22 protein-coding genes and 2 pseudogenes are annotated in these 18397 nt (G+C 44.6%); 13 read left to right on the plus strand and 11 right to left on the minus strand.

Annotated features, from left to right (window positions below; genetic code table 11):
- Nucleotides 1–6 precede the first annotated feature (6 nt).
- From hslU to rraA, 3 genes are all read left to right on the plus strand, one after another.
- Nucleotides 7–1338: an HslU--HslV peptidase ATPase subunit gene (hslU, locus tag C5471_RS07380; RefSeq protein WP_133813994.1), complete on the plus strand. Its 1332-nt coding sequence runs from the start codon at nt 7–9 to the stop codon at nt 1336–1338.
- 96 nt (nt 1339–1434) lie between these two features.
- The gene (locus C5471_RS07385) at nt 1435–2355 is read left to right on the plus strand and encodes a 1,4-dihydroxy-2-naphthoate polyprenyltransferase (RefSeq protein ID WP_133813995.1); all 921 of its coding nucleotides are present in this window, start codon (nt 1435–1437) and stop codon (nt 2353–2355) included.
- A 68-nt stretch (nt 2356–2423) separates the two neighbouring features.
- On the plus strand, nt 2424–2933 hold the full coding sequence (gene rraA / locus C5471_RS07390; protein WP_133813996.1) for a ribonuclease E activity regulator RraA: 510 nt from the start codon (nt 2424–2426) through the stop codon (nt 2931–2933).
- A 66-nt stretch (nt 2934–2999) separates the two neighbouring features.
- Here rraA and zapB read toward each other — a convergent pair whose 3' ends face one another.
- Nucleotides 3000–3242 carry a cell division protein ZapB gene (gene zapB, locus C5471_RS07395; protein ID WP_133813997.1) on the minus strand — a complete coding sequence of 81 codons (243 nt, stop codon included), beginning with the start codon at nt 3240–3242 and terminating at the stop codon, nt 3000–3002.
- Between the two features lie 300 nt (nt 3243–3542).
- Between zapB and C5471_RS07400 the strand changes: the two genes are divergently transcribed.
- The 3 genes from C5471_RS07400 (at nt 3543) to fpr (ending at nt 7089) form a co-directional block, all read left to right on the plus strand.
- On the plus strand, nt 3543–4379 hold the full coding sequence (locus C5471_RS07400; RefSeq protein WP_133813998.1) for an MIP/aquaporin family protein: 837 nt from the start codon (nt 3543–3545) through the stop codon (nt 4377–4379).
- Between the two features lie 25 nt (nt 4380–4404).
- Nucleotides 4405–5928: a glycerol kinase GlpK gene (gene glpK, locus C5471_RS07405; RefSeq protein ID WP_133813999.1), complete on the plus strand. Its 1524-nt coding sequence runs from the start codon at nt 4405–4407 to the stop codon at nt 5926–5928.
- Nucleotides 5929–6342: 414 nt separating this feature from the next.
- Nucleotides 6343–7089 (plus strand): ferredoxin--NADP(+) reductase, encoded by a 747-nt coding sequence (fpr, locus tag C5471_RS07410; RefSeq protein ID WP_133814000.1) that lies wholly within the window; start codon nt 6343–6345, stop codon nt 7087–7089.
- Nucleotides 7090–7091: 2 nt separating this feature from the next.
- Here fpr and C5471_RS07415 read toward each other — a convergent pair whose 3' ends face one another.
- Complete coding sequence (locus C5471_RS07415) at nt 7092–7526, minus strand: DUF805 domain-containing protein (protein WP_133814001.1); 435 nt, start codon at nt 7524–7526, stop codon at nt 7092–7094.
- Between the two features lie 67 nt (nt 7527–7593).
- On the opposite strand from C5471_RS07415, the gene C5471_RS07420 reads away from it, so the two are divergent.
- Both C5471_RS07420 and tpiA read left to right on the plus strand, forming a co-directional pair.
- Nucleotides 7594–8196, plus strand: a complete 603-nt coding sequence (locus tag C5471_RS07420) for a DUF1454 family protein (RefSeq protein ID WP_133814002.1) — start codon at nt 7594–7596, stop codon at nt 8194–8196.
- Between the two features lie 136 nt (nt 8197–8332).
- Nucleotides 8333–9100 carry a triose-phosphate isomerase gene (tpiA, locus tag C5471_RS07425; RefSeq protein WP_133814003.1) on the plus strand — a complete coding sequence of 256 codons (768 nt, stop codon included), beginning with the start codon at nt 8333–8335 and terminating at the stop codon, nt 9098–9100.
- Between the two features lie 46 nt (nt 9101–9146).
- Here the strand turns inward: tpiA and C5471_RS07430 are convergent, their stop codons facing one another.
- The 5 genes from C5471_RS07430 to C5471_RS07450 all read right to left on the minus strand — a co-directional run bounded on the left by C5471_RS07430 (nt 9147) and on the right by C5471_RS07450 (nt 13912).
- The gene (locus C5471_RS07430) at nt 9147–10148 is read right to left on the minus strand and encodes a sulfate ABC transporter substrate-binding protein (RefSeq protein ID WP_133814004.1); all 1002 of its coding nucleotides are present in this window, start codon (nt 10146–10148) and stop codon (nt 9147–9149) included.
- Nucleotides 10149–10320: 172 nt separating this feature from the next.
- Entirely contained in the window at nt 10321–11292 is a 972-nt protein-coding gene (gene pfkA / locus C5471_RS07435) for a 6-phosphofructokinase (RefSeq protein ID WP_133814005.1), read from the minus strand.
- Nucleotides 11293–11656: 364 nt separating this feature from the next.
- Nucleotides 11657–12598 (minus strand): phosphatidate cytidylyltransferase, encoded by a 942-nt coding sequence (locus C5471_RS07440; protein WP_133814006.1) that lies wholly within the window; start codon nt 12596–12598, stop codon nt 11657–11659.
- Nucleotides 12595–13236 carry a lysophospholipid acyltransferase family protein gene (locus C5471_RS07445; RefSeq protein ID WP_133814262.1) on the minus strand — a complete coding sequence of 214 codons (642 nt, stop codon included), beginning with the start codon at nt 13234–13236 and terminating at the stop codon, nt 12595–12597. Before C5471_RS07445 ends, C5471_RS07440 begins: the two co-directional genes overlap by 4 nt.
- A 1-nt stretch (nt 13237) precedes the next feature.
- Nucleotides 13238–13912 (minus strand): CDP-alcohol phosphatidyltransferase family protein, encoded by a 675-nt coding sequence (locus tag C5471_RS07450; RefSeq protein WP_133814007.1) that lies wholly within the window; start codon nt 13910–13912, stop codon nt 13238–13240.
- A 153-nt stretch (nt 13913–14065) separates the two neighbouring features.
- On the opposite strand from C5471_RS07450, the pseudogene C5471_RS23915 reads away from it, so the two are divergent.
- Nucleotides 14066–14253, plus strand: a pseudogene (locus C5471_RS23915) (tyrosine-type recombinase/integrase); the annotation flags it as partial.
- A 103-nt stretch (nt 14254–14356) separates the two neighbouring features.
- Here the strand turns inward: C5471_RS23915 and C5471_RS07455 are convergent.
- The gene (locus C5471_RS07455) at nt 14357–14662 is read right to left on the minus strand and encodes a type II toxin-antitoxin system RelE/ParE family toxin (RefSeq protein WP_133814008.1); all 306 of its coding nucleotides are present in this window, start codon (nt 14660–14662) and stop codon (nt 14357–14359) included.
- Between the two features lies 1 nt (nt 14663).
- Nucleotides 14664–14942 (minus strand): damage-inducible protein J, encoded by a 279-nt coding sequence (locus C5471_RS07460; RefSeq protein WP_133814009.1) that lies wholly within the window; start codon nt 14940–14942, stop codon nt 14664–14666.
- Between the two features lie 102 nt (nt 14943–15044).
- On the opposite strand from C5471_RS07460, the pseudogene C5471_RS07465 reads away from it, so the two are divergent.
- The 3 genes and pseudogenes from C5471_RS07465 to C5471_RS07475 all read left to right on the plus strand — a co-directional run.
- Nucleotides 15045–15339 (plus strand): annotated as a pseudogene (locus C5471_RS07465) (transposase); the annotation flags it as partial.
- A gap of 29 nt (nt 15340–15368) precedes the next feature.
- A complete protein-coding gene (locus C5471_RS07470) occupies nt 15369–15611 on the plus strand; it encodes a type II toxin-antitoxin system ParD family antitoxin (RefSeq protein WP_133814010.1) in 243 nt (80 codons plus the stop codon).
- Entirely contained in the window at nt 15604–15888 is a 285-nt protein-coding gene (locus C5471_RS07475; RefSeq protein ID WP_133814011.1) for a type II toxin-antitoxin system RelE/ParE family toxin, read from the plus strand. The genes C5471_RS07470 and C5471_RS07475 overlap by 8 nt, the downstream gene beginning before the upstream one ends.
- 663 nt (nt 15889–16551) lie before the next feature.
- Here the strand turns inward: C5471_RS07475 and C5471_RS07485 are convergent.
- Together C5471_RS07485 and C5471_RS07490 are read right to left on the minus strand one after the other, a co-directional pair.
- A complete protein-coding gene (locus tag C5471_RS07485; protein ID WP_065388623.1) occupies nt 16552–16899 on the minus strand; it encodes a type II toxin-antitoxin system HicB family antitoxin in 348 nt (115 codons plus the stop codon).
- Nucleotides 16892–17176 carry a toxin HicA gene (locus tag C5471_RS07490; protein ID WP_133814012.1) on the minus strand — a complete coding sequence of 95 codons (285 nt, stop codon included), beginning with the start codon at nt 17174–17176 and terminating at the stop codon, nt 16892–16894. The genes C5471_RS07485 and C5471_RS07490 overlap by 8 nt, the downstream gene beginning before the upstream one ends.
- 520 nt (nt 17177–17696) lie before the next feature.
- Here C5471_RS07490 and C5471_RS07495 point away from each other — a divergent pair.
- Nucleotides 17697–18392: a phage integrase gene (locus C5471_RS07495; RefSeq protein ID WP_133814013.1), complete on the plus strand. Its 696-nt coding sequence runs from the start codon at nt 17697–17699 to the stop codon at nt 18390–18392.
- Nucleotides 18393–18397: the final 5 nt, after the last annotated feature.

Raw genomic sequence — 18397 nt, forward strand, 5'->3', positions numbered from 1 at the left:
GATAGTATGTCTGAAATGACTCCACGCGAAATTGTCAGCGAACTTGACAACCACATCATTGGTCAGGACAAAGCGAAACGTGCTGTAGCTATCGCACTCCGTAACCGCTGGCGTCGTATGCAGCTAAATGAAATGCTGCGTTATGAAGTGACGCCTAAAAATATTCTGATGATTGGCCCAACAGGTGTCGGTAAAACCGAAATCGCCCGGCGGCTGGCAAAACTGGCGAACGCGCCATTCATCAAAGTTGAAGCGACAAAATTCACCGAAGTTGGCTATGTTGGTAAAGAAGTCGACTCCATCATCCGCGATCTGACCGATGCTGCGGTTAAAATGGTTCGTCTGCAATCCATTGAAAAAAACCGTTACCGAGCTGAAGAGTTGGCAGAAGAGCGCATTCTGGATGTCTTGATCCCACCAGCAAAAAATAACTGGGGACAAGCGGAGACGCAATCTGAGCCTTCAGCCGCTCGTCAGGCATTCCGTAAGAAGTTACGTGAAGGCCAGCTTGATGACAAAGAAATCGAGATCGATGTTGCCACCACACCGGTGGGCGTAGAGATCATGGCACCTCCTGGCATGGAAGAGATGACTAACCAATTGCAATCCATGTTCCAGAACCTTGCCGGTCAAAAACATAAATCCCGTAAGCTGAAAATCAAAGATGCTTTCAAACTGCTGGTGGAAGAAGAAGCCGCTAAACTGGTTAACCCGGAAGAATTGAAACAACAGGCCATTGATTCGGTTGAACAGCACGGTATCGTCTTCATTGATGAAATCGACAAAATCTGTAAACGCGGCCAGACCTCAGGCCCTGACGTTTCCCGTGAAGGTGTTCAGCGTGACCTGTTGCCACTGGTGGAAGGCTGTACAGTATCCACCAAACACGGCATGGTAAAAACAGACCATATCCTGTTTATCGCCTCCGGCGCATTCCAGGTTTCCAGCCCTTCAGATCTAATCCCTGAATTACAAGGGCGTCTGCCAATCCGTGTGGAATTACAGGCATTAACCACAGAAGATTTTGAACGTATTCTGACTGAACCCAATGCATCCCTGACGGAACAGTACAAAGCGCTGATGGCAACAGAAGGAATGAACATCAGCTTCACCGCTGATGGCATCCGCAAAATCGCTGAATCGGCATGGCGGGTAAACGAATCAACCGAAAATATCGGTGCCCGTCGCTTGCATACTGTTCTTGAGCGATTGATGGAAGATATCTCTTTTGACGCCAGCGAACGTCCTGGTCAATCAGTTGATATCGATGCCAATTACGTCAAAGAACATTTAGATGAGCTGGTTGCAGATGAAGACCTGAGCCGATTTATCCTATAATCGGAATATACGGTTTCTTATCCGCTATAATTATTGATGGGAGGCTTGCCTCCCATTTATTTTTTATAATATTTGAAGGAGTAAGTTAACGTAGAAATGAACTCACCAACTTCCGTCAGTCAAACTCAAGCATGGCTGGAGAGTTTACGCCCTAAAACGCTACCACTCGCCCTCGCAGCCATTATTACCGGCTCCGCCCTTGCTGTCTGGACAGGACATTTCAAGCTGCCTGTCGCCTTACTGGCTCTGTTAACAGCAGCGATATTACAAATCCTGTCCAATCTTGCCAATGATTACGGCGATGTTATCAAAGGAAGTGATACTGAAAAACGTATCGGGCCACTACGCGGTATGCAAAAAGGCGTTATCACCGCCTCACAGATGAAAAAAGCGCTAAAGATTACGGTGCTGTTGGCTTGCCTGTCCGGCATTGCCCTTATTGCCGTTGCCTGTGAAAAACCCAGGGACATATTCGGTTTTCTGGTCCTTGGTCTGCTGGCAATTGTTGCCGCAATTACCTATACCGTCGGCACAAAACCCTATGGCTATATAGGACTTGGCGATATTTCCGTATTGATATTCTTTGGCTGGTTAAGTGTTGCCGGGGCTTATTACCTTCAAGCGGGTTTTTTTAACTCAATTGTTATGCTGCCAGCCACCGCCTGTGGTCTTCTTTCCGCTGCTGTTTTAAATATTAACAATTTGCGTGATATTGAAGATGACAAACGGAATGGCAAAAACACCCTTGCTGTCCGCCTCGGCCCCCAAAAAGCCCGCTACTACCATGCCTGCCTCATCATCGGAGCAATCCTCTGTTTGGTCTTGTTTACCATACAAAACCTGCCAGGCTGGTCCGGTTGGCTGTTCCTGCTCGCATTACCTTTGTTAATCAAACACATGTGGCATGTGCTTAATGAACCCACACCAGAAGGCATGCGCCCAATGCTGGAACACATGGTTAAAGCGGCATTGCTGACTAACATTCTGTTTTCGGCTGGGCTTGTTCTTAATTATTGATGATTTTGCTAACATCAGCCTGAAAGGGATATACTGACTGTTCCATACCTTAACCAGACGTAAATCCTATGAAATATGATACTTCCGAGCTTTGTGACATCTATCAAGAAGAAGTAAATGTGGTAGAGCCTATGTTCTCCAATTTTGGTGGGCGTACTTCATTTGGTGGTCAAATCATCACAGTCAAATGTTTTGAAGACAACGGGTTAATTTACGACCTACTTGAAGACAACGGTCACGGCCGTATTTTACTGATAGATGGTGGTGGTTCTGTACGTCAGGCATTGATTGACGCAGAACTGGCACAACTCGCTGTGCAAAATGGATGGGAAGGCATCGTCATTTACGGTGCAGTACGTCAGGTTGACCAATTGGCAGAGCTCGACCTTGGTATTCAGGCTATAGCGGCCATCCCTGCCGGTTGTCGTGATGAAGGAACCGGTGCAAGCGATATCCGGGTAAATTTCGGTAGTGTAACCTTCTTCTCTGGCGATTATCTGTATGCTGACAATACGGGTATCATTCTATCCGAAGAGCCATTGGCACTTGATGACAGCGAAGATGAAGAGATCATCTAACGACAGCGTAATAAAACCAAGGGCGATTTTTTGGATCGCCCTTTTTTGTCTGCCGGCAATGTGTAATTACTGGACATCTTCCATTTTGCCTAACAAGGCACGCAAACGCTCCTGCCATACTTGCTGCTCTTGTTGTAATTGCTCATTCTCATGAACCAGAGACTCGCGGCTGCTGGCTGCGGTTTCAATCTCCTGAGACAAAGACTTATTTTTTTCTTTTAATTCTTCAATTTCCATTTGTAGCAGGGTAATAGTATCAATCGCCTGCTGAACCTTGGCTTCCAGCTTTTCAAAAACTTCAAATGACATTCTCGGTTCCCCCTTATAAGCAATCGTCTGATTGTATGTAGCCGAAGCGCCCCTGTCTAGCAACATCCCCAACACTTGAAAAATAACTATCAAATAAAAACTACAAAGTGCCTCACACTTTAATTTTTAGCAAAACGCCAGAAAAATGCGGAATTGCTCATTTTGTTGACACAACACACACATTTCAATTTCGCTATTTCTCGTTTCCGCTCATTAACGATAAATTTACAACACCTTCCTTTCAATGCTGAAAGGCGAAAATAATTACCACTCTAAAATCTTCTTCGTAGGATAGAACATATGAGCCAAACCACTAGCACGACATTAACCGGACAATGTATCGCTGAGTTTCTTGGTACCGCACTATTGGTTTTCTTTGGCGTAGGTTGTGTTGCCGCTGCCCGTATTGCTGGCGCACAACTGGGCTTGTGGGAAATCAGTATTATTTGGGGGATGGGTGTCGCACTGGCAGTTTATCTCACCGCAGGTGTTTCCGGTGGTCACCTTAACCCGGCGGTGACAATTGCCTTATGGCTGTTTGCCCGTTTCGAGGGCAAAAAAGTCGTTCCTTTTATTATTGCCCAAATGATCGGTGGTTTTATCGCTGCCGCTATCATCTATATGATGTACTACAGCGTATTCCTTGATTACGAGCAAGTCCATAATATCGTTCGCGGTACCCCTGAAAGCCTGTTTACAGCAGGTGTATTCTCCACTTACCCGATGGCATCACTATCTATTTCTCAAGCATTTATGGTAGAAGCCATCATTGCCGCAGCGCTACTGTGTCTGATTCTGTCACTGACTGACGATGGTAACGGTGTTCCGCGCGGGCCTCTGGCTCCGTTATTGATTGGTATTCTGATTGCCGTTATTGGTGGTGCCTTTGGCCCATTAACCGGCTTCGCCCTGAACCCAGCCCGTGACTTTGGTCCTAAACTCGTTGCTTATCTGGCAGGTTGGGGAGATATCGCCCTGACTGGTGGACGTGAAATCCCTTACTGTCTGGTTACTCTGACCGCACCGATTATCGGCGGTATTATAGGAGCATTCGGCTACCGCAAACTTATTGGCCGCCATTTACCATCTGATGCCAACAAGACTAAAGACCAAAACAATAAAGAAAGCCTAAAGTAGAGCATTACCAAAACAGGTTATTATCATGACAACAAAAAATATGATTGAGAAAAAATATATTGTCGCTCTTGATCAGGGAACGACCAGTTCCCGGGCAGTCATTCTTGATCACGATGCCAATATTATCTCTATTTCCCAAAGAGAATTTACTCAAATTTATCCTAAACCGGGCTGGGTCGAACATGATCCCATGGAAATTTGGGCAACCCAAAGCTCAACGCTGGTAGAAGTACTAGCAAAAGCGGATATTAGTTCTGATCAGATTGCCGGCATTGGCATTACCAACCAACGTGAAACAACAATTATTTGGGAAAAGGAAACCGGTAAACCCATCTACAATGCCATTGTTTGGCAATGTCGTCGTACCGCAGATGCCTGTACCAAACTGAAACAAAAAGAAGGTCTGGAAGAATATATTCGCCAGAACACAGGATTGGTCGTGGACCCTTACTTCTCTGGCACCAAAGCAAAATGGATTCTGGATCATGTTGAAGGTGCCCGTGAGCGGGCAGAAAAAGGCGAGCTACTGTTTGGTACTGTAGACACCTGGCTGGTATGGAAAATGACCCAAGGCCGTGTCCACGTTACCGACTACACCAACGCGTCCCGTACGATGCTGTTCAATATTCACAATCTGGAGTGGGATCAACATATTCTTGATGAGTTACAAATCCCACGAGCCATGTTACCCACTGTTCATTCATCTTCTGAGATTTATGGTCAGACCAACATTGGCGGTAAAGGCGGCACCCGGATCCCCATCGCCGGCATTGCCGGTGACCAACAGGCAGCACTGTATGGTCAGCTTTGTGTCCAACCCGGTATGGCGAAAAACACCTACGGAACAGGCTGTTTCCTGCTGATGAACACGGGGACAGATGCCGTGCGCTCCAACCACGGCTTGCTGACAACCATTGCCTGTGGTCCCCGCGGCGAAGTGAACTATGCGCTTGAAGGTGCGGTTTTCGTTGGTGGTGCCTCTATTCAGTGGCTGCGTGATGAGCTGAAACTTATTGCCGATGCGGCTGACTCCGAATACTTTGCCACCAAAGTTAAAAACAGCAACGGCGTCTATGTGGTTCCCGCTTTTACCGGTCTTGGCGCGCCCTACTGGGACCCTTACGCCCGTGGTGCCATTTTCGGCCTGACCCGTGGTACAAACAGCAATCACATTATCCGTGCAACACTGGAATCCATTGCCTATCAGACTCGTGATGTACTGGATGCCATGCAAGCGGATGCAGGTACCCGATTGCAAGCCCTGCGTGTAGACGGAGGTGCCGTTGCTAATAACTTCCTGATGCAATTCCAGTCAGATATCCTAGGTACCCGCGTAGAACGCCCTATAGTGCGTGAAAGCACGGCATTAGGAGCCGCATTCCTCGCAGGATTGGCTGTAGGCTACTGGCAAGATCTGGATGAAGTGAAAAGCAAAGCCACCATTGAGAAAGAATTCCGTCCGGGTATTGAAACCACCGAGCGTAATTACAAATACAATGGCTGGAAAAAAGCGGTTGCCCGCGCGCAAGTCTGGGAAGATAAAAGCTAAGATTTGCTGATAGCAAAATAAAGAAAGGGTGGAAAATTCCACCCTTTGAAATTCTATTTCTTTCCTATTTTCAGAAATTTTCTTTTAAAACTGAATCGAACATTAAGATCTAACGTAAAGCCTAATTTCGACAAACTTTTTATTATCTCGTAGATAGGATCAGAATATTCCTTTGATAATTTATCTCTACATTTATAGATAAAATCTATAGCATGGCAAACTGTTAGTTTTCTGAATTTTCTACTGAAATTCTTATCAGCCATTAAGATAACCTCAACTATTCAAACCAGCAATTAAGAAAAACAGATTCATTTCCCTATGACACAGAATCGATAATGGTATTTATATCGATAGACTAAAATCACGGCATAAAAACAAACTGTTCCGGGGTTTCAAGATAGGAGATTAATCCCAATGGCAAACTGGATTACAGGAAAAGTCACACAAGTGATTCACTGGACGGATACCTTATTCAGCATCAGGATGCATGCACCGGTTGAAGAGTTTACCGCGGGTCAATTCGCTAAACTGGCGCTGGAAATAGAGGATGAACGGGTTCAGCGGGCCTACTCTTACGTTAATGCGCCGACAGATAATAATCTTGAATTCTATTTAGTGACGGTTCCTGAAGGCAAACTCAGCCCACGATTAGCAGCACTGCAACCCGATGATGACCTATTAGTTACAGAACAAGCCGCCGGATTTTTTATTCTTGATGAAATACCGGATTGCAAAACATTATGGATGCTTTCAACGGGGACAGCCATTGGCCCTTATCTGTCAATCCTTCAGCAAGGGGATTATCTGGACAGATTCGAGAACATCGTATTAGTGCATGCAGTCAGGCTAACACAAGATTTAAGCTACCTGCCCTTAATGGAACAATTAGTGCAGCGCTTCAATGGCAAATTACGAATTCAGACGATTGTCAGCCGCGAGCAAAATCCTAGCTCATTGACTGGCCGTATTCCGGCATTGATTGAAAATGGCGAACTTGAGGCGGCTGTCGGGCTGCCGATGAACAGCGACAACAGCCATATTATGCTATGCGGTAATCCCCAAATGGTGAAAGATACCCAACAACGGCTAAAAGAGCAGCGTGGAATGGCAAAACACCTGCGCCGCAAACCAGGGCATATCACCAGCGAACAGTACTGGTAATTTTAATCATCTTTGGCAGAAATAAAATCCACTTTTTCTGCCCCCTTACCAAACTGGTTTGGCCCATCCGTGCCACGGAATACACCGCAATCAAGCACCATCATAACGATGATTAATGTGGGGATAAAACGGCCAATCCCCCATTGCCAAAAGGGTTCCATTCCACCCCAATCAGCGGCAATCAGCAACCATGCCAGCAATAAAAGCAGCGACCAGCCTCCTCGTTTATTGCGATCATGCAAACGCTTCGCCATTATTGCCGCTGCGGGATACATTACCAAAACCAGCGCAAAAACAGCATAGTGCATGGTCAAAGAACTCATTCCCTGAATAGTCAAGATAACAAACATCAAGGCCAGACAAACACCGATGCCAATCCAGAATTCCCGTCGCCCAATTCGCCCTTTAAATGAAAAACCCCATTGTTGTAATGTCATCTATTCTTTTCCAATCGTGTATTCTATTTTTCGGTGCAGTTTAACCCAAGCGAGCGGCAACATGAAAATGGACATTTATAAATTTCTGGCGATAACGTTAATGGCAAGCAGCGCGGGCTTACCGTTAGTAACCCATGCCGATAAATCCAAAACAACTGGCCCCATCGTACAAGCGGCCTACCTTCTGCCAAATGCCCCCTCTTTTGATGAAACCATTCCGCAGTTTCGTGAAAAATATAATCGCCGCAACCCGGCATTGCCACTACACGAGTATCGGGTCATTACCGGCAAAGACATTTATCTGCCACTGACACGGGCAGCCAGCAAAATCAATGAGAAACTTTACTCCTCGGCGGTATTGGAACGGGGAAGTGAAAAAATCAAAAGTCTGCAACTGACATTACTACTCTCAGAAAATGAAACAGAAACTCAGAAAAATCAAATTCTGACAGAGCAGTACATGATAGCGTTAATGCGCCACTTTAACCCGACCCTTTCACCGGAGCAAGGCAAAGAAAATATTGATAATTTGCTGAAAAACAGCAAAAAATTGCCATTTTACCGCCACAACATCGGTGCCATTCGCTATATTGTGGTAAACAGTCGCGAAAAAGCGCTTACTTTTGCCATTGAACCGATTAAGCTGTCGTTATCTGGACCAGAAAACTAATCAAAATTAGTGATAAAAAGCAAAGCTATTGTTTGTAATGATCACTATACTGTGGACCACTGATCTAACGACTTGATCCCAAGAATGAATTTCATTCAATCCACTACTTAAAAATTCTCTGGTTGGAGGAAAAAACATGCGACATCCATTAGTTATGGGTAACTGGAAATTGAATGGCAATACCCATATGGTCAATGAGCTTATTACTGGCTTGCGTAAAGAACTGAACCATATTGCTGGCTGTGAAGTCGCTATCGCGCCCCCAGCACTTTATCTCTCTCAGGCTAAACAAGCGCTGATTGGCAGTCACATGGCTCTGGGCGCACAAGATGTTGACGTCAACCTGTCTGGCGCATTTACCGGTGAAACTTCCGCTGAAATGCTAAAAGACATTGGCGCAGAATATATCATCATCGGCCACTCTGAACGCCGTACTTACCACAAAGAAAGTGACGAATTCATTGCGAAAAAATTTGCCGTTCTTAAAGAACAAGGCCTGATCCCGGTTCTGTGTATCGGTGAAACTGAACAGGAAAATGAAGCTGGCCAAACTGAAACCGTATGCGCAAGACAAATTGATGCTGTTCTGAACACATTAGGTGTAGAAGCCTTCCAAGATGCGGTAATCGCTTACGAACCCGTTTGGGCGATTGGTACCGGTAAATCAGCAACCCCAGCGCAAGCTCAGGCTGTGCACAAATTTATTCGTGACCACATTGCGAAGAGCGACGCGGCAATCGCAGAGCAAGTGATTATCCAGTACGGTGGTTCTGTGAACGCAGGTAACGCGGCTGAATTATTCACCCAGCCGGATATTGACGGTGCACTGGTTGGCGGCGCTTCCCTGAAAGCTGACGCTTTCGCTGTTATCGTAAAAGCCGCCGCAGCAGCGAAAAGAGCTTGATTCAAATTTTAGTGATCATTGTCCGCCGTGCACCTACGGCGGTTATTCACTGCTGACGTTGAATAATCTCATCAAATACACCGCCAGTCACAAAATGCACTTTTTGCGCTTTTCCCCAGCCATCAAATACTTTATCGACCGTAAATAACGTCAATTCCGGGAAAAAGGCCCGGTATTTATCGGCAATGGCTTTATCACGTGGGCGATAATAGTTTTTAGCCGCTATCTCCTGCCCAACAGGAGAGTAAAGGTATTGCAAGTATTCCGTTGCCAACTGACGACTGCCACGTTTATCCACTACCTTATCAACAACAGAAACTGTCGGTTCAGCAAGGATTGAAACGCTGGGTGTCACAATTTCGAATTTATCTTTATCAAGCTCATTGATAGCCAATAAAGCTTCATTCTCCCAGGCAATTAAGACATCGCCGATCCCACGTTCAACAAAAGTATTGGTCGCTCCTCGCGCGCCGGAATCCAGCACTTCAACATTCTGATAAAGCGCTTTAACAAACGCTTTGGCTTTATTCTGATCCTGATTGTTATGCGCCAACCCATAGCCCCACGCAGCCAGATAATTCCAGCGTGCGCCGCCTGATGTTTTTGGATTTGGTGTCACAACAGCCACACCTGGACGAATTAAATCCGGCCAGTCTTTAATTTGTTTTGGATTGCCTTTCCGCACCAGAAAAACAATTGTTGAAGTATAAGGCGCAGAATTATCGGGTAAACGCTTAACCCATCCTTTATCTATCCGGCCACGCTCGGCAATGGCATCCACATCATAGGCCAGAGCCAGTGTCACCACATCCGCCTCAAGGCCATTAATAACAGATGTTGCCTGCTTACCGGAACCGCCATGAGATTGCCGGATTGTCACTTTATCCCCGGTCTTCTGCTGCCAATAATCACTGAAAGCTTGATTATATTGTTGATATAACTCTCTGGTTGGATCATAGGAAACATTAAGAAGTTGAAGATTCTTTGCCCATACACTGCTACCGGTCATCAACAGTAACGCCAATGCCACATGCCATCTGACTCTCATTTGAATCTCTCCACAAACTGTTTTCACTGTTATGAAATTCAAGGCTGACAGAAAGCGTTATCACTCAGAAATAATTAAAAACATTTACTTATATGCAAGAGGAATATACTGAAAAGTAATTACAGCCTCCAGAGAGGCTGCAACAGATTTAAATTTGCTTGTATTGACGTGATCAATACAGCTTTTTCGCAGTTTCCAGCCAATCCTGTTTAAACACACGTTTCATATTCTGCACCGCATCAATGATGTCATGATGAACAAGTTTCTCATTCTGGATACCAACACAACGGCCACCATAACCTTCCAACAGCAATTGAATGGAATATGCCCCCATACGGGAAGCCAGAATACGGTCGTAAGCGACTGGGGAGCCACCACGCTGAATATGGCCTAAGACGGTTGCACGGGTTTCATGATGAGTCTCTTTTTCGATATGCCGCGCAAGTTCATAGACATCACAAACATGCTCGGTAATCGCCACGATCGCATGGCGTTTACCTTTATCAATACCTGCTTTAATCTCAGCCACCAGTTCATTACGACTAAATGAGACTTCAGGCAAAACGATAAACTCACACCCCCCTGCAATAGCGGCTGACAGAGTAAGATCACCACAATAACGCCCCATCACTTCAACAATGGAAATACGTTTGTGGGAAGTTGAAGTATCACGCAGACGGTCAATGGCTTCAACAACCGTTTCTAGCGCGGTGAAATAGCCGATGGTATAGTCCGTACCCGCCACATCATTATCAATGGTCCCCGGCAAACCGATACATGGGAAACCGGCTTCGGTCAGTTTCTTCGCCCCAAGATAAGAACCATCACCGCCAATAACCACTAATGCATCAAGACCGATTTTTCTCATGTTCTCAATAGCGATAGCACGAACTTTCTCATCCCTGAACTCAGGGAAACGAGCTGAACCCAGAAAAGTACCACCGCGGTTAATCATGTCGGATACACTGAAACGGTCAAGTTTCTTCATGCGGTTTTCATACAAGCCAAGATAGCCATCATAAATACCGAAAACCTCTAACCCTTCGGTTAATCCTGCACGAACCACACCACGAATAGCCGCATTCATACCCGGCGCATCACCGCCACTCGTTAAGACACCGATTCTTTTGATCTCGTTGATCATGATGACCTCTAAACTTGTAGATGTAATAATTGCAAACCCGCTAACGGCGGACTTCGTATGCTATCACTTTGCCTGAAACAGAAATCTGCCTTTTTAACCTGTTATCGCCCAGCGCACTGAGGCAATCATGCTGAATTGATTCAACCTTGCATATAATACGGTAAAAAACCAAGTCTGCATTAACAATGGATCCCTTTTTGAGATCAATTTAACTGAAAATAATTTAATTATAACTCCGCGACTCCTCACACTGATCAGGAATACGCCTTATCAGCAATAAAAAAGAGGCCAGCACTGTGGCAACCTACACCACAGTACTGATCAATCATCTATAACCCTCATTCATTACACTGGTATCTTTCCACTACGTATAGAAATAACGTGTCAGATGGAAAAATACTGGGGCGGCAAAACATAAAGAATCGATTCTGTCTAACATTCCGCCATGACCTTCAATCATTTCACCAAAATCTTTGATGCCACTATCGCGTTTTATCGCTGACATACACAAACCGCCGATAAAACCCATCAACGTAATCGCCAACGACATCAAACCCGCCTCCCACGGAGAAAATGGCGTTACCCAGTAAAGTGACATTCCCAATAAAACGGAAGCCAAAATGCCGCCGGCAAAACCTTCAACGGTTTTATTCGGGCTTAACTTAGGCACAATCGGATGTTTACCAAACAATTTACCAAACACATACTGCAAAACATCCGACATCTGCACCACAATCATTAAAAACAGTAATAATTCGACATTCTCCCCTTCATAGCCTGGAATATCCAACATCAATAAAGCAGGCGCATGGCTAATACAGAATACAGCCACTAACATTCCCCACTGTATTTTAGCTGTCCGCTCCAGAAAGTTTGTCGTATCGCCAGCCAAAGCAATACGGGCAGGTAAAAACAGGAAAACATAAACAGGAATGAAAATAGAAAACACGCCATACCACTGAATACCAACAGCAATATATTGCAATGGCATGAAAATAAAGAAACACCAGAACATGGCCTCATGGTCACTTCGTCGTGTTGGTGTCAAAGTGAAAAATTCCCGTAAAGCAAAAAATGACATACTTGCAAATAATAAAACTGAACCGATTGGCCCAACAATGACGGACAACACACAAACAATGCACATTCCCCACCAACCACGGATGCGGGCATTCAGATTCTCAATTGTCGGATGGCTTCCCCCTGAATGCTTAGAGGCCAACATTGCCCCAACAATACTGGCAACAATTAACGGCACAAACATGCCACCCAGTAACAAAAGCAATTTATTATTAAGCATAGTCATAGTATTAACGCCTCCAATGCCAGGCGAGCTCGCTGTAGAAAATCAGCTTTTTCCTCGTGTTCGCCTAATTTTTCCAACGGCCGGCCAAATGTCGCCGAACAAATAACCGGAACAACAAGTGCCGAACCTTTTGGCAAAACCCGGTTTAAATTCTCCAGATAGACAGGAATAAGCTCAACATCAGGGTATTTCTTGGCTAAATAATACAGACCACCTTTAAATTTATTGATTTGCTCGCCACTTCCCCGCGTCCCTTCTGGGAACAAGATCAAAGACTCCCCACGCCTTAATACATCCTCCATTGGTATCAGCGTATTTTCTTTTAAACCATCCTCCCCTTTGCGATCAATCAGGACAGCCCGAAAAACTTTATTGATAAAATATCTGCGCAGACCTGTCTTACTCCAATAATCACGGGCAGCGACCGGATGCACTCGATAGCGTAATACCCGGGGAAATCCGGCCCAAATAACTAATCCATCCAAATGGCTGGTGTGATTGGCATAATAAATCCGGGCAACGACCGATGGCTTACACCCAATCCAACGAATACTCACCCCGGTTAATAAACGGCAAAGCCCGGACAGAAAAGAGCCCATCCCTTTACTTACCAAAGTCACTTCTTGCGATCTATTCATTCTATTCATCACAAGCATCCTTCTCTTGCAACTCAGCCAATATGACTCTGGTTCGCCGAATACATGTCCAGAGACAACCTAATGTAATAACAACTAATATCGCAAACAAAAGATACTGGCCCCATAACTGAGATAAAAAAGCGGCGACGATTGAACCAACCGTAATTAATGCCATCCGGTGCTGTTTCGCCATGGGGCCAAGGAAACGCTGAGGTAAACCACAAGTACCACCTAATAAACGAATATAAGCTGTCAAAACAGCCAATAATGCAGCAATACAGCCAAGAGAAATCGCAAATGGAAAAAGTGTTAAACCATATCCCAATCCAATCAGAATAAAAGAATCCGCAATACGATCTGGAAGATCATTAAAAACCGCGCCAGCAGCCGTCTTCAATCCCCCTTCAACAGCAACCATCCCATCCAATAAATTACACATTAGCCTGGCTTGAATAAGTAGCGCCCCAGTAATCAATAAAATTGAAGTTAGCCAGAAAGGTCTAATCAGAAAACAAACCGCAAAACACAACCCAGCTAATACAGCAAAAACAACACTGGCAACAGATATACCATTTGGTGTCACCCCTCTATATTGCAGCCATTTAGCCGTTTTCCCGACCCATATTGCATTACGTGTTTTTATCGGACGCCTATCTTTTACCTCATTACCAGACATATCATTTCCCTTTCAAAAAACAAATGAACAATCAAATCCACTTAAGTTAAATGAAATAAGATAAACAGGATTGGTTAGAATAACAACAATAAAAAAACCTGCCGGAGGGAGGAGGGAAAGATTTTGGTATCAGCATCATCTAAGCCCAACTGACCTAAAGAGCAAGCAACCCATGTCCTCAGACACACTTTTGCCAGCCACCTCATGATGAATGGAGGGAATATAATTGCATTATTAGGGCACGCCAGCATAATCCAAACAAAATGGTCTATGCACACCTTGCCCCGGACTATCTGCAACACGCCATTACATTAAATCCTCTTAATGGCGGAATTGAGCTAGAGGGCGTAGAGAGCGTCCACACTCAAAAACTTTCGTATACTTTCCAGCCCCCCTCATACTTTTTTATGTTGCTGTTTTACAAAGAAATGTGTTGTAAGTAACTTAAAAAAGCCCGGTTACTCTTCTGGAGGTGTGCAATATTCTGAGAATTTTTATATTTTCTATATCCTCATCGTAACGGTAGAGCATGATGAAAGGAAAATGAGGGACAATGAGTTTTCTATAACGTTCATCTGGGCTGTTACGAGCCTTTATGCCTACATATGGGCTAACTTTCAAAAGTTCAGCCATTTCCGAAAATTTTGTATTAATTTCATCAGCCAATAACAACTCAGCCTGTTCAAAGAAGTAGAGATAAATTTGCTCCCGGTCAGTGTGGGCGGTTTCTTCCCATGAAATACGTATCACTTTATCCCCTGCTCAACTTATTACGCAGTAGAGCCATCCGGCGATGACTTTCTGAATCATCAATAAAATGAGCCAAGCCGTTTTCACATCGGTCAATTGCTTTCTCAATTTCCGCTTCTAACCAGTGAGCATGGGTATTTTTTTGATACTCACGTTCTTCATTCGCCAACTCTTCGGCTTTTTGTCTCATTAACTTTGTTAAGTCTGTCTGATGGCGTTTGGCAGTTTGCATGGCTAAACGCTTGGTTTCTTCATCAATACGAAAATGAATCGTCTCCATTCATCCTCCTTAGTTCACTATTGCCTCAAAACATGTTGTCATTTGTGTTGTCACATTAGCACAATAGCCTATAACAACAATGTTGTTTTCAAAGAAAACAAAAAAATGATAACCCGCCATATCTGGGAGACCAGTAAAGAACAGGCCAGAGAAAACCGATTAACCCTATGGGGGAATAAAGATCTACAAACGACGAAAGGAGGTGATAGAGCGCAGTTTTGCGGATGCGAAGCAACATCACAGACACCGTTATACCCGTTTTCGTGGGTTGCAGAAAGTGCAAATATAGTGTTTTTTGGCAGCAACAGCCCAAAATATCAAGAAGATAACATTACTGATCGGGTTGGTAGGACTAAGCAGAACGTTGGTAATGCGGCCTGATCTGCCGTATACTTGACGTATTAACTATTAATACATTGGTGAGATATGAGAAAAATTACTACTGTCAGTATGGGCGAACAGCTTGACAGGTTCGTACAGCACATGATTGAAAGTGGTCGTTATGGAAATGCCAGTGAAGTTATGCGTTCAGCTCTGCGTTTGCTGGAGCAACAAGAAACTTACGATGAGATTGTACGCAAGGCGGTTACTGCTGGCTTGGAAAGTGGGGAAAGCTCGCTGACCCTACGGGATATAGCGGAACAACGGAAACGCAGACATAATGTATAAGCTCACGGATCAGGCTGCTGAAGATTTTGCTGGGATTTATGATTATACACTTTTGCAGTTCAGTGAAGCTCAAGCTGACCATTATACGGAGGCACTGGAAGCATTTTTTGACACGCTAGCTGAGATGCCACATATAGGGAGGGAATACCCATTTGTCCCAGGTGTAATGCGGGTTGAGTTTCACCGCCACACGGTTTTCTATACTATCCGGGATACCGATATTCTGATTGCGCGTATCCTTCATCAACAGATGAATCACCCCCGTCATCTTCTTTGAGCGGGCGGATGCTACGTTGTTAAGCAACCGTAGCACTCAAAAGTGTCCACACTTAAAAATTTCCACGCTACTTATGGGAAATTATAGTTAGCAGGTCTGAATTGCAGCCTGATTTATGATAACGATGATCTTCGATATGAAAATCATAAATCGCTGTTAACTATCAGAACATAACTGGCACATCATGTTCGAATTTAAAAATGGTGATGCTTATACTTTAAACTTGGAGGATTATCACTAATGAGACAAGCTATTGTTTCTCATCCGGGCGTTATGGTATCCAACATGCTGGAGGATTTGGGGGGTTGGCGTTCGCTAGTTTGCTAAAAACATCGGCGTAACTCCAGCGTTTTGGATGCGCTTACAGACGAACTACGACTTGCGCCAACTGGAAGATGAAATCGACACGTCAGAGATTGTTCTCTACGGCGACAATGACGAAACACCGCAGATCACTTCAAAGCATTAAGCAAAAGTAAAAAACCAACAAATGTAGGGACCAGTATAGCCCACATTAACTACATCTTTAATAACTGACGGTTAAGTTTATGATTAACATAAGTCACTATTGCAGTATCTGTTATCGCTGGGGTGGTTGAGTAGACCCCAACAACCCCAAGCAGCAATAAAAACAAGTTTCGTCACTGTCCGGCGTTATCTATTTTATTGAAGTTCCCGCTCAAGCAGCTGAACTATGAACTGGTTCTTTGAGACTGCGTGTGATATTGTCACCGCAGTCAAGCGAGCTTCCAGCCAGCCAGGATAACGAAGAGTAAAAGATTTTAGCTTGCCCTCTTCCTTGAATGGGTTAATTCCCTCTTCCTCGCACGTTTCTATATATTCAGCCAGTGAGATTTGTCCCTCTTTTTCAAGCCCGTCAATACTGTTTGATACGAAATCACAATATCCGGTGACATCCAGAAATTTGCCGCGAAAGGCCCTAATTTCTGCTTCGTAGGTAACAGAAGCGGGATGGCCGTCGATAGTCATAATGTTGTTGCTTTTAATCATGTTCGACTCCTATTACATTTTCGAACCACTCACGAAGGCCATTGACTGCGCCTTTATCCATTACGTTACCAGGATGAGGTTGATGAGTCTGATAGACTGAGCCCATGAGGATAAACTTCCGGCGTGATCCGTTGCCGTTCTTGATCTTCCCCCCCCCCCCCAGTTTGTTAATCAGGCTGACTACATCAGCCCATTTTATGCCGGATTTCGGCGGGATGGTCAGCACATCCGCAAGGATCTTGCGGTGCTTTGAACTCAGCTCTTTAACCTTAATCATCTTTCATCCCATTGACGTCATTTGATGATATCATTCTATTTTGGTCCCATTTTGATGTCAAACAATGACGTCATTTTTCGCTTCTTAAGTTTGTTAATTGGGGCTTGAGTTGAGTAGACCCGCCGGTTACCCGGACGGACCCCTCCTTAGAACCGGACGTGCGGAACTACCGCATCCGGCTCCCAACAGATCAGAACCCCCACACATATTCAGCGAGCCCTGAATATTGATCGGGTTTTCCATTTCGTTGGATAACCCATCATTTTCAGGATCAGATTCAGCTTTTTCCACGTCAGTTGGCGACGACCACCTTTACGGTTGAACCATCTTCATTTATCAAGGCCGAACAGGAAAATACCCTCGATAAGTCACTATTGCAGTATCTGTTATCGCTGGGGTAGGAGCATATCAACCTAGCTGGGGATTACCTCTGGCGCAACAGCATAGACCACTACGACCACTGTTGCCGAATTAACGTGCTTTATTTAGTGAACCATCCACCACGAATGATAAGACACAACTGAGTGATTTCATCAATATTTGGTGGCTATATTACGGACAAAACACAGACAATGGAGCAATAGAGAAGCGACATCTCACCAAAACAATGAGGCAGCTTAACAACCCCACAATAGGTCACCTCACAAAGAGAGTCATCATGGAACATCGGGGAAAACGGCTGGCTGATGGAATAAGCGAGAAAAATGTTGCTATGACCTATCTCACAACACCAGAGATAGAACTACTGCTTAATTCTCTAAATAAAGAGGAAAAAAAGCTGGCTTTACTTTGCCTTAGCACTGGCGCTCGCTGGGGGGAAGCGGAAAGTCTGGCCGCTCAACAGGTACTAAAAGGCCGTGTAATTTTTCTAAATACCAAAAATGGAGATCAACGCATCGTTCCCATTTCTGACAAATTAGAGAAAGAAATTCGCGGCAAAAAGAAAATGGGCAAGCTGTTCAATGTTGACTACATAAATTTCTGTAAGATCTTACATGTAGTAAAGCCCGACTTACCTAAAGGACAAGCAACTCATGTCCTCAGGCTCACTTTTGCCAGCCACTTCATGATGAATGGAGGGAATATAATTGCATTACAACAGATATCAGGACACGCCAGCATAATCCAAACAATGGTCTATGCACACCTTGCCCCGGACTATCTGCAACATGCCATTACATTAAACCCTCTTAAGGGTGGGATAGAAGTAGAATAAAGCTA

This window comes from Photorhabdus tasmaniensis (assembly GCF_011189505.1).
Lineage (GTDB): Bacteria > Pseudomonadota > Gammaproteobacteria > Enterobacterales > Enterobacteriaceae > Photorhabdus > Photorhabdus tasmaniensis.